The organism is Paenibacillus sp. ATY16, from assembly GCF_003399985.2.
Taxonomy (GTDB): domain Bacteria; phylum Bacillota; class Bacilli; order Paenibacillales; family Paenibacillaceae; genus Pristimantibacillus; species Pristimantibacillus glycanilyticus.
Map to the genome: position 1 here is coordinate 33,050 of NZ_NMOK02000015.1, position 17,832 is coordinate 50,881.

Genomic DNA, 17,832 nt, shown 5'->3' on the forward strand with positions numbered 1-17,832 from the left:
ATAATTAATAAGATTAGTAGCGCTTACAATTATTGTTTTAACTTATGCGAACGTTCGCATAAATAATATAAATGATCCTCTCTTTTCGTGTCAATGTCAAAATTAAAATCGCCCTCCAAAAATGGGGCGGTTCCTTCTGTTCAAGCCACTGGCGCTTTTACGAGCGGATCACGAGGCTGTCGCAGATGAAATAAGCCGTCAGAGTTGGACGGCAATTGGACCAGAATCAATGCCGTACCACCTCCATGTTACTCAATCGCCCTGTTCAGTAGTAAAATAAATACCGATTTGTAACTGGACCAATATTGGTGTATCCTGCAAAAAATAACAGTCCAACAACAACAGAACTAGTCTGTTTTTTCGAACTTTTATTATTCACACGATAAGCAGATAATTTTCAAAAAAACAGCAGCCGGTTGGCTGCTGTAAAATTGGAATCTAAATATGTTTTTGAACAGTTCAACTAACTATAACTTCGATTATAAGAGTGAAGAGGCAATTGGGATTATATCCATGCAGTAAAGCTTCTAAATGCCTAGTTTGACCAGTAATTGATATTGACGCTACCTTTCAAGATCTCGAGGCGAACGGTATGATACGATCCAGTTGGGAACGTGAATGTCCCTGCGTTTACCGTCTCATACGACTGCATGCCTCCGGTGTTTGGAACTTTAATTGTAGGACCAGCCACTCCATCAATGACAAACCGCAGCCGTACATTCCCCGTCTTCGCAGCGGCACGAACCTTCAACGTAACTGTTCCTTGAAGCGGCAGTTCCTTCCATTCCAGCCACTCGCCTGGCGCAGTATCTCCTACGCTCCAGCCGCCTTCAGAATCAGTGTTCGACTGGATATCCATATCTCCGTCTCTATACAGCCCGTAGCTGTTGCCGGTTGTTGTGTCACTGTAGCTGTCCGCGCTTTCTGCTTCCACCCGCATATTCTCAGGGAACGGATTTTGGGAATAGCTGCGCAAAATATTGATCATTTGGTTTGGATAATCATAATGGGTTTGCTCGTACGATCCTTCTCTGCCTCTCCACATCGCTGCGTTTTCTTCCCAGTCGCTGAAGCCCTCTACGAGAGTAACCAGACTTCCCGGCACTGTTTCTTTCAGGTTTTCTTTGAACGTTTGGCCATGATTCGGGTCGATCTCCATGTAGGTTGAACCTGCAACGAACCGGAAGGAAGGCACGGCTACAGCAAAGTTGTGACCATTGAAATAAGTAACCGATTTGCCTCCTGGTACCCCGAACCAGCCATCAACACCGTCAACGACGTCCGCGACGGACGGATCTTCAGTCAGCCAGGATTGATCGACGATCAAATAGGGATTAATGCCAAACTCGGCTTGTGCCTGCTGGCGGACATATTCAACCATCTTTTTCAGGTTGCCGTTTTCCTGGTTCGTAAACGCGAAATCCCCGATACCCCATTCATAAATAACCGGTCTTCCGTCAATTTTGAATCTCATCTCATCCGGCACTGCTTGGAAAAATGCCCGCAGATTGTGATCCCAAATATATTGGTAGCCGCCCTCCCCTGTACCGTCGGCATCACCAACGTCGAATGCCGGATCATAACCGCCGGTTCCGTGTTTGAACGCATTTTTCTTATCGGTCATGGAAGCAGGCGTATCATCGAGCGCACTGATTTTTAATTGATCAGCTGCGCCTCTGCGCTTGATTGCTTCTACCAGGCCGCTTAATTTTCTCGTGTCACCGCCGCTGTTCGCACTCATTGGAGGATCGAGATAGCCGCGGATGGTTGGAGCTACGAAATCTACGCCAGCGGAGAGCAGCTCTTCTACGTAATTGTCCCAAAACTTGGACTCATCAGCACTAGCTTTAAATAAAGGAAGGTTATAAATGGGATTACCCTGATTGACATAGTTACCGCCATGCAGCGTCGTATCTGAGAATCCGAAGGTGACGCCTAGGTAATGCGGGCCCTCATATTGCGGACTCGACACGATAACGCGTTTAAAGGTTTCCGCTTGCCCTGCTTCCGTCTTATTTACAATTAACGGAACAGACGATGACACATCAGCACTGACGTAGCGGCCGTTTGCAGTAGATTTGAGGTATACATTATCGCCGCCGGCATCTATAATTTGAAATTTCTCGTTAGCTCCAATCGTTTCAGCTGTCGGGATCAGCTGATTATTAGCTTGTAGGGAAACAAACTTATTGTTCGCATTCGCCTGAAGAGCGTACAAGCCATCGCCTGCATCACGGACAATAAATTGCTCCCAGACGCCAACGGCGCTGCGATTCGCAAGCATAGGATCTTTGCCTGCATTTTCGGCGGTGACGATCATATCGTTCGACAGCGCTTTGAATGCGATTGTTTCGCTAATTACAACGGATGAAGCGTTCGCTTTAGACGGGGAATAGGTGAAAAACGGCATAGCCAATAAGAATGCAATCGCTGACAGCAGCATCCTTCTACTTATATTCATTTTTTTCTAACCTCCATCAATAGTTTATTGGTCGGGAGCCGTACGGTTAGCGCGGCTCCCCGGCAAATCGTTACTTTTTAAGAAATTCATCGATCTGACGCTGCTTCTCTTTAATGATGTTGTCAACGCCTGCTTTTTTCAGCTTAGAGAGGAACTCATTATATTTCGCATCCTGCTGCGCCTGTGTTCCGGAACCGCTCTCCAGTATTTTGCGGTACTCGGCAACAACGGCTGATACTTTGGAAATCTCGGATTTCACAGCATCCGGATTAAACTCGAACCCGGCAATAACCGATTTCACGAAGTTGTTCGGATCTGTAATATAAGCGATAGATTGTTTGTCTGTCTCGGTAGCATTCGCAGAGAGTCTTGTATTCTTCCATGGAGTTACCATCCACCATTGGTTGTTAAAGGTCTTGGTAGCGTCCAGTCCATCCGGATATTTGTATTGATCATCTCCAACAGCGATGAAGTCCGTGCCCTCAATGCCATAGAGATAGGTATCGCGAATATCTTTGTCCGAGTAAATCAGATTCAGGAATTGCAGCACCCTCTCAGGGTTTTTAGAGCTTGGGGAGAGCACGGTGAAGTTGCCTGCCTTGAACGAGCTGACCATCTTCGTTCCTTTCTCCATAAATACGGCATCAACGCGAGCACCTGCCTCAATCTTCGACAGTGCTTCTGTGCGGTCGCCAAGCCAGCCTTCCGGCGCATTGCCGATACCGCCAATTGTGCTGACATCGGTATTGGCATCCGTCGTAACGGTGGACTTGCTAAAGAGAGAATCTCGATCGACGAGGCCTTCATCCCAGTTCATTTTGGCCCATTTCAAATAATCCTTGTATTGCTGGCTTTCAAATTGATTGATTACGACAGGCTCGTTGTTCAGCAGCATACCCGGCGAATTATAATCGTTGCTCGGGATAAATTCTCTTTGCGTGCCAAGGAATGCGATCGACTGATAGCTGCCCGTGTATTCCCCGTTAAACCGGCCGCCTATTCTAGTTTTATCCGCTCCCATTACTTTCTTGGTGAAAGCGGTAATATCGTCGAGTGTCTTGAAGCTGTCTGCCGTATAACCGTATTTCTCCGCCAGATCGGCACGGTACGTATAGACCTGCGGATATTCAAGCGGGCCAGGAACCGGAATACCATAGACCTTGCCGTTATATTTGTTCGTATTGATATAATCTGCCGTAAGGCCGCTGTACAGATCCGGCGCATACTTCTCGAAGAGATCGGTAATATCCAAGGCGCCGTTCTTGCTCAGCACTTGAGCATAGTTCTGCCACCAGCCGTCGTAGAAGAAATCAAATTCTTCACCAGCGGCTAGCTTCACCAAAATTTGATCCTTGTAGCTGTCCCATGGAATGTACTGGATGCTTAAAGTCGCCTGGATCTTGTCAGTCAGCTTCTCGTTAAGGACCTTCATAACTTCATCGTAGCGCTGCGGCTTATCACCAGGCAGAATCAGCTTCAAGCTGACCTGATCCTGCTTCTTGACTGCATCTTCTGTCGCTGCAGGTGAAGCGCTTGCATTATTGCTTGGACTTGCTTGGTCTGTGTTCGTCACGGACCCGTTCCCGTTATTGCCGCTATTGCTCGAGCAGCCGGATGCGATGAGCGTGATCGCCGCAGCGAGCATCGTAAGCCTGGAGAGTCTTTTGCTCATCTTAGTAAAACCTCCCTTTGTTTTATATGCTATACCAGGAATCGGTGAATAGCTAGATTCAACCTTTAATGCTTCCAATCGTAAGCCCCTTAACGAAATAACGCTGAATATACGGATATACCAGTATAATAGGGCCGATTGATATAATCGTTGTCGCCATCTGCACGCCGTTGGCCGGTACCTGAATGAATTTGGAGGTATCGACCTGGCTCGAAATATAAGTCAAATTGGAAATCATCTTCTTCAGCAACAGCTGCACGGGAACAAGCTTGTCGGATTCAATAAAGTTAAGCGACAGCCACCAGTCATTCCAATAGTTCAGCGCATAGAATAAGCCAATTGTCGCAAGTCCTGGAGTTGATAGCGGGATAATAATGCTCATAAACGTTCGCAGGTGACCGGACCCGTCAATTCTCGCGGATTCTACGATTTCCTTAGGGATCGTCTCGAAGAAGCTTTTGAGTACGAACATATTAAACGGGTTCACAAGATAAGGCACGATTAATACCCACAATGTGTCTTTCAGATGCAAATATTTGGTGATCAGAATATACCAGGGCACGAGACCGCCGCTGAACAGCATGGTCAGCAGCACGAAACCCAGGATTGCACCACGGAACCGCATTTCCCGCTGGGAGAGAGGATAGGCGAGCATACTCGTTACCAATAAAGCGAGCAGCGTACCTAGGACAGTTACGGTAATACTGACTAGAAAAGATTGCATAACGGTATTCAGCTGAAAGACGGTTTCGTATGCAAATAGCGTGAAATGCTTCGGTATAAGAGCGAATCCATTTGCCTTCAGGTAGTTCTCGGATTCAAACGAGCTTCCTAACACGATCAGGAAAGGAATTAAACAGACCAATCCAAGTATGCTGAAAAACAAATAATTGAATACGTTAAATAACCGGAAGCCGAATGTTTTGTGTTCAACCATGAAGCTGCTCCTTCCTTAATTAATAAAGAACCCCTTTATTCTCGTCGTTCATTTTCCTGGACACCCAGTTTGCAGCGACGATCATTATTAATCCCATCAGCGACTGATAGAGACCAACAGCCGATGTCATCCCCATGTCACCAAGTGTTCTCATCGAACGGAATACGTACGTATCAATAACGTCCGTTGTGGAATACAGCTGTCCGTTGTCCCCAACAAGCGCATAGATCATACCAAAATCTCCATAGAAGATCCGGCCGACAGCCAGGATCAGCATGACTAGAATGGTTGGTCTCAGCTGCGGCAGCAGGATGCGGGTAATTTGCTGAAACCTGTTTGCCCCGTCAATTCTAGCGGCCTCATAGTACTCCGGATTAATGCCGGTTATCGCTGCCAGATAGACAACAACTCCGTAGCCCGTTGACTTCCACAGATAGACCAGCACCAGAATTGCCGGCCATAACCCGGGGCTGTTCATGAAATCGACCCTATCGAAGCCGAAATGAACAAGCAGATTGTCGATAATTCCTCTGTCCGTTGCGAGGAACGTACCGAGGAAGAGCGAGACAACAATCCACGAAATAAAATAAGGAAAGAAAATAAAGGTCTGAAAGATTCGCCCGCTCACTTTGCTTCGGATTTCATTAAGCAGAATGGCTGTACCTACGGACGCAATCGTCCCGCTTCCGATAAACAATACATTCAGGAATAAGGTGTTATAAGTGACTCGGAACAGATCCGGCGAAGTGAAGAAAAATTCAAAGTTCGCGAACCCTGACCAAGGACTTCCGAAAATCCCGTCCCTGAAGTTATAATTCTTGAAAGCGATAATGACTCCGAGCATAGGCAAATAATTGAAAATCAGAAAAAACAACATCCCCGGCAGCGCCATCCAATAAAGCACGCTTTGACCGGATCGAAGCCTTCGGCGTGGCCGCCTAGCTGCGACCTGCTGCATTTCGCTTCCTCCCTCCCTCACATTTGTGCTTGGCTTACGTCTCCTATAGTGGACCATTTCAAACTTCAAAAACTAGTTCGAAATCTGATTATCACTCAGATAATTGACTAAAATGCGTTAATTGCAGTCAGCATTTCACATCTGAGTAATGAAAAACGCTCCATAAGAAGAAAAAAAATTCGACTGGACGCTGAACTGCGTCTCAAGGATTTACTACTTTGTTACTTCGCCTAATAACTAAGGTTGAAACCGCCATCTATCGCCTTTTCGCTCAAATATCTCGACCTTAACTGGCGTAGAAGGAACTATATCGGACATCTAGAAAACAGCAATAAAGCTGATCAAGTACCGATCTCGTAAAGAAGTATTCTACTCGTCAACCTTATGAATTGCGCCTCTAATGTTTACACTCGGAATTTCTCCCAGAATGTATAGAGAGTCGACTGGCAATAAGCTGATCGACTCCTATATTCCAATCGTAAACATGTTGAGAAAAGGAACTGGCGGATCTTGCATGGTATTCTGGCAATAAAAAAACGAGGTAATTACCTCGTTTTTTTATTATCTTATTTCCAAAGCTTCAATTGCTTATTATAGTTTGTCGTATTAACCCTTCGACCTTTCCATCTCCCGCAGCCTTCTATTTCCTGTACTCCAAGGAATAGATACTGGCATTATCTTAAGACAGTCGCTTTTCTATGCTCAGAATTCGATCCGGAAAGATCCGAATAACACCTTCGTTCCCGTCAGTTCCTCGCTCCGCGCGTCGGGCTGAGAGCCGCCTACGTAGAAGCGGAATAACCCCGGCTCAATGACCTCAGCTCCCTCCTCGTTAACAAGAGCAAGATCGGACGGCTTCAGCTCGAAGGTGATGACAGCCGATTCATGGGGTTGAATCGCGACTTTACGGATTCCTTTGAGCTGCCATCTCGGAATCTGAATGGAGGCTTCAACATCCTCCACGTAGAGCTGTGCCACTTCGGAACCGGCAACCGTACCGGTGTTGGTGACGGTAGCGGTTATTTGCAAGCCTTCCAAAGGATTGCCGGCTATCGAAAGGGCACTATAGGTGAAAATCGTATAGCTTAAGCCGTAGCCGAACGGATACAGTGGCTTCGCCTGCGAATAACGATAGGTCCGATTCGTCATGGCATAGTCCTCAAACGGCGGAAGATCGTCGAGCGTTGCCGGAAACGTGACGGGTAAACGACCGGAAGGGCTGTAATCGCCGAACAGGATATCTGCGACACCTTCTCCTCCTTGACCACCCGGGTACCAAGCTTCGATAATGCCAGGAATGTGCTCCTGTGCCCAATTGATAGCGAGTGCGCTTCCATTCTGCAGCACCAAGACAATTGGTTTGCCTAATGCATGGATTTGTTCCATCAACTCCTGCTGAACGCTTGGCAGCTCCAAAAACACGCGGTCGCCCGCGGCGTCCGAGTTGTTAGCATCTCCGTTCTCCCCTTCAATCCGCGCGGATAGACCAAGACAAAGCACTACAACATCTGAACGATGAGCAGCCGATAGCGCCTCCGCATAATAAAAGCGGTCCAGCGCCGTAATCATACTGTTGCCTTGGTTGTTCAACAGCTCGCAGCCTTTGGCGTAATAGACTCTCGTCTCCGGCGACACGGCCTGCCGGATGCCGTCAAGTATAGTGACTGGGCGGGACGGAGTGCCGTGATAGTTGCCGAGCAGCGTATCACGGTCAGCCGCATTTGGACCGATGACGGCAATCGAGCGGAGCGTCTTCGGCAGCGGAAGCAGGTTGTTGTCGTTTTTCAGCAAGACGATACTTTCTCTTGCCGCTTGGCGAGATAATTGCTGATGTTCAAGACAATCGACGATCTCATAAGGGATCGAGGCATAGGGTACCCGTTCCTCTGGATCAAACATGCCTAGTCGGAAACGGGTGCGGAGCACACGCTCGGCTGCCCTCGTCAATACGTCTTCCGGGAATTTCCCTTCTTCGTAAGCTTGCAGCATATAGCGGTAGGTGCCTGCACAATGCAACTCGCAGCCAGCGGCAACAGCCTTTGCAGCAGCCTCCGCTTCGTTTTCCGCCGTTTGATGAAATTCGCTGATGAAATAAATCGCGCCGCAGTCCGAGACGACATGGCCATCAAAGCCCCACTCTTCCCGAAGCAGTTGTCCCAGAAGCCATTCGTTAGTAGAGCAAGGTTCGCCGTTTAACCGGTTGTACGCGGACATGATGGCTTCCACTTGCCCATCGGTAACGCATGCACGGAAGGCTGGCAAGTAGGTCTCGAACATGTCCTTTATGGATGCGATGGAATCGAATGACTCGCGATTCCGTTCCGGTCCGCTGTGCACAGCGAAATGCTTGGCGCAGGCAGCGACCTTCAAGTAGTTCGGATCATTCCCCTGCAAACCGTTAATGAAGGCGACGCCAAGTGTTGCGGTGAGGAACGGATCTTCGCCATAAGTTTCATGCCCTCTCCCCCACCTTGGATCCCGGAAAATATTCACGTTTGGAGACCACATCGTAAGTCCTTTGTAAATACCGCGGTCTCCCTGACGGACGGATTCATGATGCTTCGCCCGAGCCTCATCTGAGATAACGCTTGCGATTCGCCGCAGCGACTCAGGATCAAAGGTCGCTGCAAGGCCAATCGCCTGCGGGAAAACAGTAGCTGTCCCTGCCCTGGCTACACCGTGCAGCGCCTCGTTCCACCAATTGTACGCAGGCACGCCTAGCCTTTCGATTGCCGGCGCATCGTGCAAAAGTTGAGAAAGCTTTTCCTCCGGTGTCATCCTCGATACCAAGTCCCGGACACGGTCTTCGAGCGGCATGTCCGGATTCCAATAGGTGCTCATATGTCAATAACTCCTCTCATAGAAATTTACCTTCACGAGTCAAGTTAATCGGACAGTTAACATCGGATTTCCGCCTAAAAATAGACTTTCAACGTCACAATTTCGAATGCGCGGAAGAATAGGTTGATTTCCCCCGCTTCATTCACCGCCAGCTCTTCCAGCTCCTCTTCCAGCAGGTTCGTTATCGCTACTTTTTTCGGTTTCCAGCCAAATGCAATCTTCGTTGAAGCTGCCGAACGCTCCGCTTCGTACATCCGAATGACATAGGCATCGTCCTCCTCGGCCGGTTTGACCGCTTCCACGATGATATTTGGTGCATCGATATACAGCAACGAGCCGCTATTTTCAAGGCTTGCGCCTCCCGCTGGCTTCACCGGCATGTTCAGTTCATAAGCTGGACGAATGACTGTTTCAGCCTGGAATCCACCTTGATGCGGCAAGAAGGAGTACGTTACCTCATGGATGCCTTCGTCGCCACGCGGATCCGGATGACAGCCGCCTTTATGCAAGGTAAGCCGGATATCCGATTCTTCGACAGAAACGCCGTATTTGCAATCGTTCAGCACGGCGATACCGAACCGGTTTTCAGACAAGTCCGTCCACTTATGGTTGCAAACCTCAAACATAGCCTGGTCGTACACCGTGTTGCGGTGGGTCGGCCGCTCTACATGGCCAAACTGCACTTCGTGCCTAGCCTGACTACTTAATACCTGCACATCGAAACCAACCTTTAGCAGCTGGTACCGATCCTTCCAATCGATGACGGTTTCGAAGTCTACCCGGGGGTTATCAGCATAAAACACAATATCCTGCTTCAGTACCGAACGGCTGCCGATCCGATACTCGCTGCGCAGCCTGAAATGCAGCGGGCCATCCGCGGCCACCTCGCGCGATACGAGATCCGTCTGGAGCGCCAGCTTCAGCTTGATGTCCTGGTCAATGTCCCAATTGTCCCAGGCAAGCGGTACATCTTCGCCCATCAGCAGAGCATTAAGAGGATGGCCTTTCCCTACGAGCTCGCGTCCGCTTGGCACATCAACAAAGGAAGCCATGTAGCCGTTGTCGTCAAACGTAACAGAGGCAAAAGGCGTTTGCAGCGTCCTGCCGTCATAACGGAACGGGCTTTCGGCCCGTTCGCCTTCCCCGTTTTCAAGCGGTACCGACACATAGCCAAGCGCCGGAACCGTAACGCCGCCAACCGCCAGCTTCTCCCGACCATTCAGATCGATATAGCTTTGGGTTGCGATAGACGGTCCCGATGGTACGCGCCCGTCCTCTCGGGCGTCCATGACGACTTGTCCACTCCGCTCCCAGCTCAGCGTATTCCAGAACGTTGCGGCATCGCCGTCTTGCCCGGCACTGCCCATCAGCTCGCGGGACAACTCTTCCGCCCGCTCGATGATACCGCCAACCTCACGGATCGCCCGGTCATGCACTTCCGGAATGGACGTACCTGGCAAAATGTCATGAAACTGATTGATTAGCAGCAGCTCCTCGAGCTCCGCTTTTTCCGCCACAATATCTAGGGTACCGCCTTGAGCCGCCATAAGAACGGCCAGCAATTCCAGATCATGAATCGCGATTTCCGCTTTGCGGTTATTACGCTTGATTTGCGCCATTTGCGTCAGCGTACCGCGATGCCCTTCGAAATACAGCTCTCCGGCGTACACCGGAAGCCGCGACGTTTGACGTAAGCTTTCCATAAAGGCGCTGACAGTCGTATGAGACGTCTTCGGCACGCCTTCCACGTCTTCCAGCCGCCTTGCCGCCTCCAGCATCCCGTCATGCGGGCCGCCCCCGCCGTCTCCGTAGCCGTACGAGATCAACCGGCGGTCATTCACCTGCTTATGCTGAATATTGTTCTGGTCGCCCTCCGCGCCATATACCCGGCCGATGATCGTCTCCGCATCCGGCCAGCAGTGGATGTGGTTAAAATGCGTCAGCATCGGCGTACCGTCGAGCCCTTTCCATATAAACGAATCGTATGGAAAACGATTCATATCGTTCCAGCTTAGCTTTGTCGTCAGAAACGACGTAATGCCCACACCCTTTAAAATTTGCGGAATGGCCGCGCTGTAGCCAAACGTATCTGGCAGCCAAAATGTATCCGCCGTATAGCCAAAGTGCTTCCGAGTATACCGCTGCCCCTTAAGAAACTGGCGGACCAGCGATTCACCGGACGTCAAGTTGCAGTCCGGTTCAATCCACGAACCGCCCGTGGGCTCCCAACGGCCTTCCGTCACCCGCGCTTGGATGCCTTTGAAGATAGAAGGATAATGCCGGCGCATCAGTTCTGCGTGGAATGGCGAGCTTTGGATAAACAGGTATTCTGGATACTGCTCCATCAGGTTCAGCGCGTTGGCATACGTTCTTGCACATTTGCGGATCACTTCGTCGCGCGTCCACAGCCAGGCCGTGTCCATATGAGAGTGCCCGATAATGCCGGCAGACGGCGCGGAATCACCGTTTGTTTGCGCCAGCAGCGGTTGCATCCGCCGGCTAGCGGCGGCAAGTCCCGCTCGCCACGCTGACTCTTCCACAGCCTCCGGCTTTTGAACGACAGTCTCAAACACGTCCATCAAGCCGTTAACGATTTGCCCTTTGCGGAACGGATCCGTACTTGGAGCGGCCGCGATTTGAACAAGCGTCTTCAGATCGTATATAAACGTGTTAACTTCCTCACGCCGGACGGCGATGTGGATACCATCGAATTCGCGATTGTACGGACTTGCAAACGTATCGTCGGTTTCATAGCTATGGTACGGCTGTGTGCCAACGATCGGCTTGCCGGCATATCCTTCAAAAGCCAGCTCATAAGTCTCCCCCGCCACCGCTTGGCCAGTCATGGCCAGCGCCGAGTGAAACCCAAGCTGTCCGGCATTGCGCTTGACGTTATAAATGCCTCGTGGCTCTCCATTTACCCACAACATCGTTTCGTGAGCATCCGTTTTGGCTACGATATACAGCTTTTTGTCATGCAGATGCTCCGGTATCCGGTACGTTCCTTTGAACCAGATGGATCCGCCGGGCTGTCCCCACCTCATCCCCAGCTGCGCAGGCCGCCAAGGCGCGTCCTCCGGAACGGCGTACAGATGCTCCATTGTTTCCCAATAGGCCATCTCCGCCGTATCCACCTGCTCATACAAAAAATCGCCGTAAATCTCGCCAAGCCGCTTCACCTTTTGCATTGTTCGTTCTATCTGTTTACTGTTGATCATCTTATTCTTCCTTTCTCAACAAGGAGAAGCCCGCCTTCCTGGCAGACCTCTTCTTAGTCACTATAAAGTGCTATTACTTTTTAGTTACAAGGTATGCATCGATTTGCTTTTGAGTTTCAGCAATAATTACATCCAATTGCTGCATCGCGTTTCGCCAACTCGGTTTTCATACTATCTTCAGCAAGGAAGAGGGCGTCAATTGGGGAGTAGACATTATTAGGCTCTTGCCTACCCATTAACCCAACTTCCATACTAAAAGACTCTGTTATTAATTTCACGGAGGTAAAACTAAACTTTATAGGTTGGTATTAATTTGTTAACTATAGGAGGCTCAATTTCTTAGCCCCGCCTACAGACCCGCTTTTATCAAAATACAAATATCCTCCCTACATTTGTGCTTTACGACTCCTATAGTGAACCATTTCAATCTCTACGAAAACTAGTTCAAAATCCTATTATCACTCAGATAAATGACAAAAACGCGATAATTGGAGTCAGCATTTCACATCAAAATGATATCTGTTCCGCTCCAATTAAAGAAAAAAGCCGTGGGACGCTGACTCGTAATACTCAGCATCTCACGACTTTCCCGCTTTGCTATCCGTTACTAGTTAGACCAATAATTAAGATTGAAATCACCATCGATCATTTCAATTCGAACCGTATGATACGTGCCGCTCGGGAATGTGAACATACCTGCGTCGACCGTTTGATAGGTCTGCCAGCCGCCGGTATTAGGCAGTGTAATTGTCGCTCCAGGTGTGCCGTCGATGACAAAACGAAGCCGTTTCCCGCTGTTAGGCGTCGCAATCCGTACTTTCATCGTGACCGTTCCTTGCAGCGGAATTTCTTTCCACTCCAGCCATTCCCCTGCTGCAATCGAGCCGACATCCCAACCGCCGCCCGTATCTCCTGCGTTCTCGACATCGATGCTGCCGTCACGGTAAATTCCGCTAAATACGCTTCCTTGTGTTGTATCGTAGTAGGAATCTGCACTTTCGGCCTCTATTCTCCTGGCAGCCGGGAATGGATTCTGCGAATATTTCCGTAAAATATTTATCATTTGGTTCGGGTAATCGTATTGAGTTTGGGCATAAGTCCCTTCCCTGCCTCTCCACAACGCTGCGTTTTCCTCCCAATCGGAGAAGCCCTCCACTAGAGTTACAAGACTGCCTGATACAGTAGCGGCTAAGTTATCCTTCAGCGTTTGCCCGTGGTTCGCATCAATGACCATATTAGTGGAACCAACAACGAAGCGGAACGACGGAACCGTAACGCCATAGTTATGGCCATTGAAAGAAGTAACTGATTTCCCTCCCGGAACCGGGAACCAGCCGTCAACCCCATCAACAACGGAAGCGACAGTCGGATCTTCTGACAGCCATGACTGGTCAACGATCAGATAAGGATTCACACCGAACTCATCCTGCGCTTTCTGGCGAATATACTGAACCATCTTTTTCAGATTGCCATTCCCTTGGTTCGTAAAGGCGAAATCCCCGATTCCCCATTCGTAGATGACCGGCCTGCCGTCTATCTTGAATCTCATAGCGTCAGGCACCGTCTGGAAAAAAGCGCGAAGGTTATGGTCCCAAATATACTGGTAACCGCCTTCTCCCGCACCCGTGGCATCACCGATATCAAACGGAGGATTATAACCGCCCGTTCCGTGCTTAAACGCATTTTTCTTATCCGTCATCGAAGCCGGCGTATCATCCAGAGCGCTGATTTTAAGCTGTCCGGCTACACCTCTCCGATTAATCGCATCAACCAATCCGCTCAGCTTTCTCGTATCTCCTCCGCTGTTGGCACTCATTGGGGGATCCAGATAGCCGCGAATGGTAGGAGCTACAAAATCGACGCCAGACGATACGAGCTCTTCTACATAGTTATCCCAGAATTTGGACTCATCCGACGAAGCCTTGAACATCGGCAGGTTATAAATCGGATTTCCTTGGTTGACGTAGGAACCGCCATGCAAGGTTGTATCGGAGAAACCAAAGGTCACCCCTAAATAATGCGGACCTTGCAGCTGTGGACTGGAGATGACGACCTTCTCGAATGTTTCCCAAGGACCTGCGTTGGTCCGATCCGCAATCAGCGGTAAAGTTGGAGCTATATCCGCATCGACATATTTACCGTTAGAGTTAGCTTTGATATAGATGTTGCTGCCGCCCGCATCGATAATCTGAAACTTCTCATTTGCACCAATGGAGGTTGCGTTCGCTACAAGCAGATTGCTGGTCGGCTGCACAGATACATACTTGTTATTGGCGTTAGCCTGCAAAGCAAATAATCCGCCGCCTGCATCAACAACAACGAACTGCTCCCAGACGCCGGTTGAAGTCCGGTTTGCAATTAAAGGATCGCTGCCGGAATTATCCGCACTTACATAGTTATTATTGGACAAGGCTTTCAGCGCAATGGTCTCGCCAATTACGGCCGTCGAAGCACTTGCAGTTTCTGATTGATTTAACAATAGAGGTAAAGCGACTATCACAGCGATAGCCAATATCAACATTTTTCTAATCATCCTCATGGTTCACACCTCCCTTAGTTTACAGCCGGAATTTCTCCCATTCCCCGATGGTGGCGCGATTCGCAATGAGCGGATCAGCGCCCGTATTGTCGGCACACACATATTGATTATTAACGGCCGATTGAAGGGAAATCGTATTATCATTGTTCACAATCCAGGTGAATTTTTCACTGCTGCCAATTGTCGTTGCACTTGCAATTAAGCTGCCTGCTCCGTTGTTAGATGCTGATACATAGTTGTTGTTGGCGACCGCTTGCAGAGCGATCTTGCCGCCGCCCGCATCCACCACAACAAATTGCTCCCAAGGTCCAACGGCTGTGCGGTTAGCAATCAACGGCTCGGCGCCGGCATTATCCGCTGTCACATACATGCTGTTAGCCATTGACAGCAACGAAATCGTTGAACCGATTGGCGCCGTGCTTGCGCTAGTCCCGGTATATACTTTGAAAGCATCAATAGCAGCAACTTGTGATGTCTTGCTGACGATTTTTATTGTATGGCTGTCGTTCGCCAGACCAGTGACGCTAAAGACCACTTGCTGCACCTGACGGGAACCGCTGACATTCAGATTCACGTTCTTTTGGAATACGTTGTCGATATAAATATCCACATTACCCATATCACTGTTCTTCTCGCTGTAGTAATCGATGCCCGTACCCGTGAACGTATACTGAGCTGTCGCGCCGGTTGTGACCGTGTAGTGAATATCGTCGTTATAGTCACCCAGTCCTCTGCCGTCACTGTTATACCAACCGCTGTCGTATGAGAATCCAGTCGAAGCATCATCGTTAACGAGCGGATCTGTTCCTCCAGTTGAAGGCGAGGAACCAAGAACACTTGCTGTTCCAGTTAGCTTTTTTACACCTTGATTAGCCGTACCGGTAAGCTGAGTATACGTGTAGCTGCTGAGCGGCTTCGCAGTTCTTTCAATAACATATACCGTATTAGCAGTTGTATTAAAGGTAAACTCGGCATTGGAAGATGTCAGAATAATAGCATTATCCGAAGCTCTTCGAACCTGTATCTGCTGAGTCCCCCACGGATTTACTACCGTTGCGGTATTACCGTATAGGCTCTTGATGCCCGCGTATTTAATCTCGTTGCTCTCCTTCTCGGAGCTGACGAGGAATCCGCCGCTAGCAAGAAGAGTGAATTTCGAGTTGAAGTTCGTATCGCCCGGCAGTGCAGGGAACACGCGGATTTTATCGTTATAGCTTTGCAGAAGCGATTCATTAATGGCGGACAAATGTACGCCTAAGTATTCAAACTCGCCGTTCGTGTCGTTCGTGCGGCCGTTTGGCAGCGCTTGATAACGTTGAAGCATCGTCTTCATCCCTTGGAAGGCGCTGTCGCCTAAGCCAAGACGTGCAGCCTGGATCGCTCCTGGATCCCAAATGGCGCCATAGGTGAAGATACGGCTGTTGAAATTGTTGACCAGCTTCTGGTAATCCGATGCTCCGATACCGCTGACACTATAAGGCCACAGCAGCTCCAGCACGATATTCTCCCCGTTGCGAATCGTTGAGGCGGGCGGCGTATGAGGGAAATATTTGTTGGGATCGCTTGGATCAACCGGATAGTCGGCCAGATTGTTCAATATGTTCTGCCACCCGCTGCGAAGCGTGCTGTCGAGACCTAGCGTCTGACTCGTCTGAATCACTTTCGGGAACAAGCTTCTGACAGCAGCCAGATCTGTGATCGCGTTCTGGACATCCCAATAAGTCTCATGAGCATTGGAAGAAGCCATATAATATTTGCCGGTACTGCTGTTGTAAGAAAGCTTGCTTGCATAAAACTTGGCTACTTCCTTCATAAACGGATACGCCGTATTGCTCAGATAGGCGGAATCGTTCGTGTACTTGTATTGGGCATACATGTTCAGTGCCGCTTCCGCGCCTGTCGAATAAATATCGTTGACGAAGTCACTGCCGATCGTTCCCGCCGCGCTGCCGTTCCATCCCATCGTCTCAGGCACCCAGATCCCGTCAATGCCGTACCTGGTCATCGTATAGGACTTAAGCGTGTTGAAATTGCGGCTGTACATATTGTTGAATACATTCATCATGTCGGTATGATTGGAGGCAAGGAAGGAGTTGTAAATGTCCCTCTGATTCCAGTACCAATAAGCATTGCTCCACTTGCTGCTGTCGTCGTCTTTTACCGCACTGAATACTCCGTTTATGAAATGAAACGGATAATTTCCGTACCCGCCGGCCGCGATCATATAAGTTGCGAGATAATAAATATTTTCCATATAGTCCGCATCGCCGACTGTATTGGAATACTGCACGAAAGATTTGGCCCAGAAGTTATGCCACCAGTTTTTATAGTTCGTTAACGTAGTAGAGTAGCCCGTGCTTTTTACACTAGTGAGCAGATTTTTGGCTTGCGTTACTGAATCATAGCTTGGCGCGTTAAGTCTGCTTGCGCAGGCGATCCAAATAGTGTAGCTGGAGGAAGGCGTAATGTTCAGCCTTACCTTGCTGCCGTTCACGGTTTGCGTGGTGAAGTTCGCTCCTTCTACCGTCGCAGCAAGGGTGTAACCGAAATGATTAGCATCCGTCTGTCCCCTGCTAAAGCCGGCCACAGCAGTATCCGCGAAGGTAGTTACCGTTCTCCAAGTCGAAATATCCGGGACATCTCCGCCGCCGAAGCCGGAAACATCCCATAGGCTCAGATCAAGCGACACATTAGAGACACCGGTCCGGCTGTCATCGACGTGAATGCCTATCACTTCAGAATTCGGAGATCCTAGAACCGTGACCGTCCGATTATTATCATATTTGGTCGTCACAAGACCATCGTACAACGACAGCCGCTCCTGAAACGCGGTATACCCTGTATCCATAGCCGGGCTTGTATTCAAATTGACCAGCCCTTGCGAGGCAAAGCCTTCTTCTGAAGCATCTACTCCAGACACCTGCATCGTAAGCCCGCTGGCGGAATTCCATACCATTGCCCCTACTCGACCGTTGCCTACAGTCAAGCCGCTCTTCGGATCCGTAACAGGTGCATTAAACACAACATCGTGCTTGGACAAATAACCCGCGTAGTCCACGTTTAAGGAGCCGGTGCTTGTATTAAACGATTGTGATGTAGAGCTGGCCGAGGCCATCCCTGCGAAGCCCGCAATCGATGCTGCCATGCTTATACAAAGCAGTGGAAGCAGCCCTTTTCGTAATGGTTTTGTTAAACGTTGCATCATA

Annotated in this window: 8 protein-coding genes; all 8 read right to left on the minus strand. The window is 49.4% G+C overall.

Annotated elements, in window-relative coordinates; all coding sequences use genetic code 11:
- Positions 1-535: 535 nt before the first annotated feature.
- Positions 536-2,461 carry a DUF5010 domain-containing protein gene (locus CFI03_RS08595; RefSeq protein WP_248757015.1) on the minus strand — a complete coding sequence of 642 codons (1,926 nt, stop codon included), beginning with the start codon at positions 2,459-2,461 and terminating at the stop codon, positions 536-538.
- A gap of 70 nt (positions 2,462-2,531) precedes the next feature.
- Positions 2,532-4,133, minus strand: a complete 1,602-nt coding sequence (locus CFI03_RS08600; RefSeq protein WP_248757016.1) for a DUF3502 domain-containing protein — start codon at positions 4,131-4,133, stop codon at positions 2,532-2,534.
- Positions 4,134-4,191: 58 nt separating this feature from the next.
- The gene (locus CFI03_RS08605; protein ID WP_248757017.1) at positions 4,192-5,070 is read right to left on the minus strand and encodes a carbohydrate ABC transporter permease; all 879 of its coding nucleotides are present in this window, start codon (positions 5,068-5,070) and stop codon (positions 4,192-4,194) included.
- Positions 5,071-5,089: 19 nt separating this feature from the next.
- Positions 5,090-6,028 (minus strand): ABC transporter permease, encoded by a 939-nt coding sequence (locus CFI03_RS08610; protein WP_248757018.1) that lies wholly within the window; start codon positions 6,026-6,028, stop codon positions 5,090-5,092.
- 702 nt (positions 6,029-6,730) lie between these two features.
- Positions 6,731-8,869 (minus strand): glycoside hydrolase family 3 C-terminal domain-containing protein, encoded by a 2,139-nt coding sequence (locus CFI03_RS08615; RefSeq protein WP_248757019.1) that lies wholly within the window; start codon positions 8,867-8,869, stop codon positions 6,731-6,733.
- A gap of 74 nt (positions 8,870-8,943) precedes the next feature.
- The gene (locus CFI03_RS08620) at positions 8,944-12,087 is read right to left on the minus strand and encodes an alpha-mannosidase (protein WP_248757020.1); all 3,144 of its coding nucleotides are present in this window, start codon (positions 12,085-12,087) and stop codon (positions 8,944-8,946) included.
- A gap of 607 nt (positions 12,088-12,694) precedes the next feature.
- Positions 12,695-14,626: a DUF5010 domain-containing protein gene (locus CFI03_RS08625; protein WP_248757021.1), complete on the minus strand. Its 1,932-nt coding sequence runs from the start codon at positions 14,624-14,626 to the stop codon at positions 12,695-12,697.
- 19 nt (positions 14,627-14,645) lie between these two features.
- Positions 14,646-17,831, minus strand: a complete 3,186-nt coding sequence (locus CFI03_RS08630) for a glycosyl hydrolase family 95 catalytic domain-containing protein (protein WP_248757022.1) — start codon at positions 17,829-17,831, stop codon at positions 14,646-14,648.
- Between the last annotated feature and the right edge of the window lies 1 nt (position 17,832).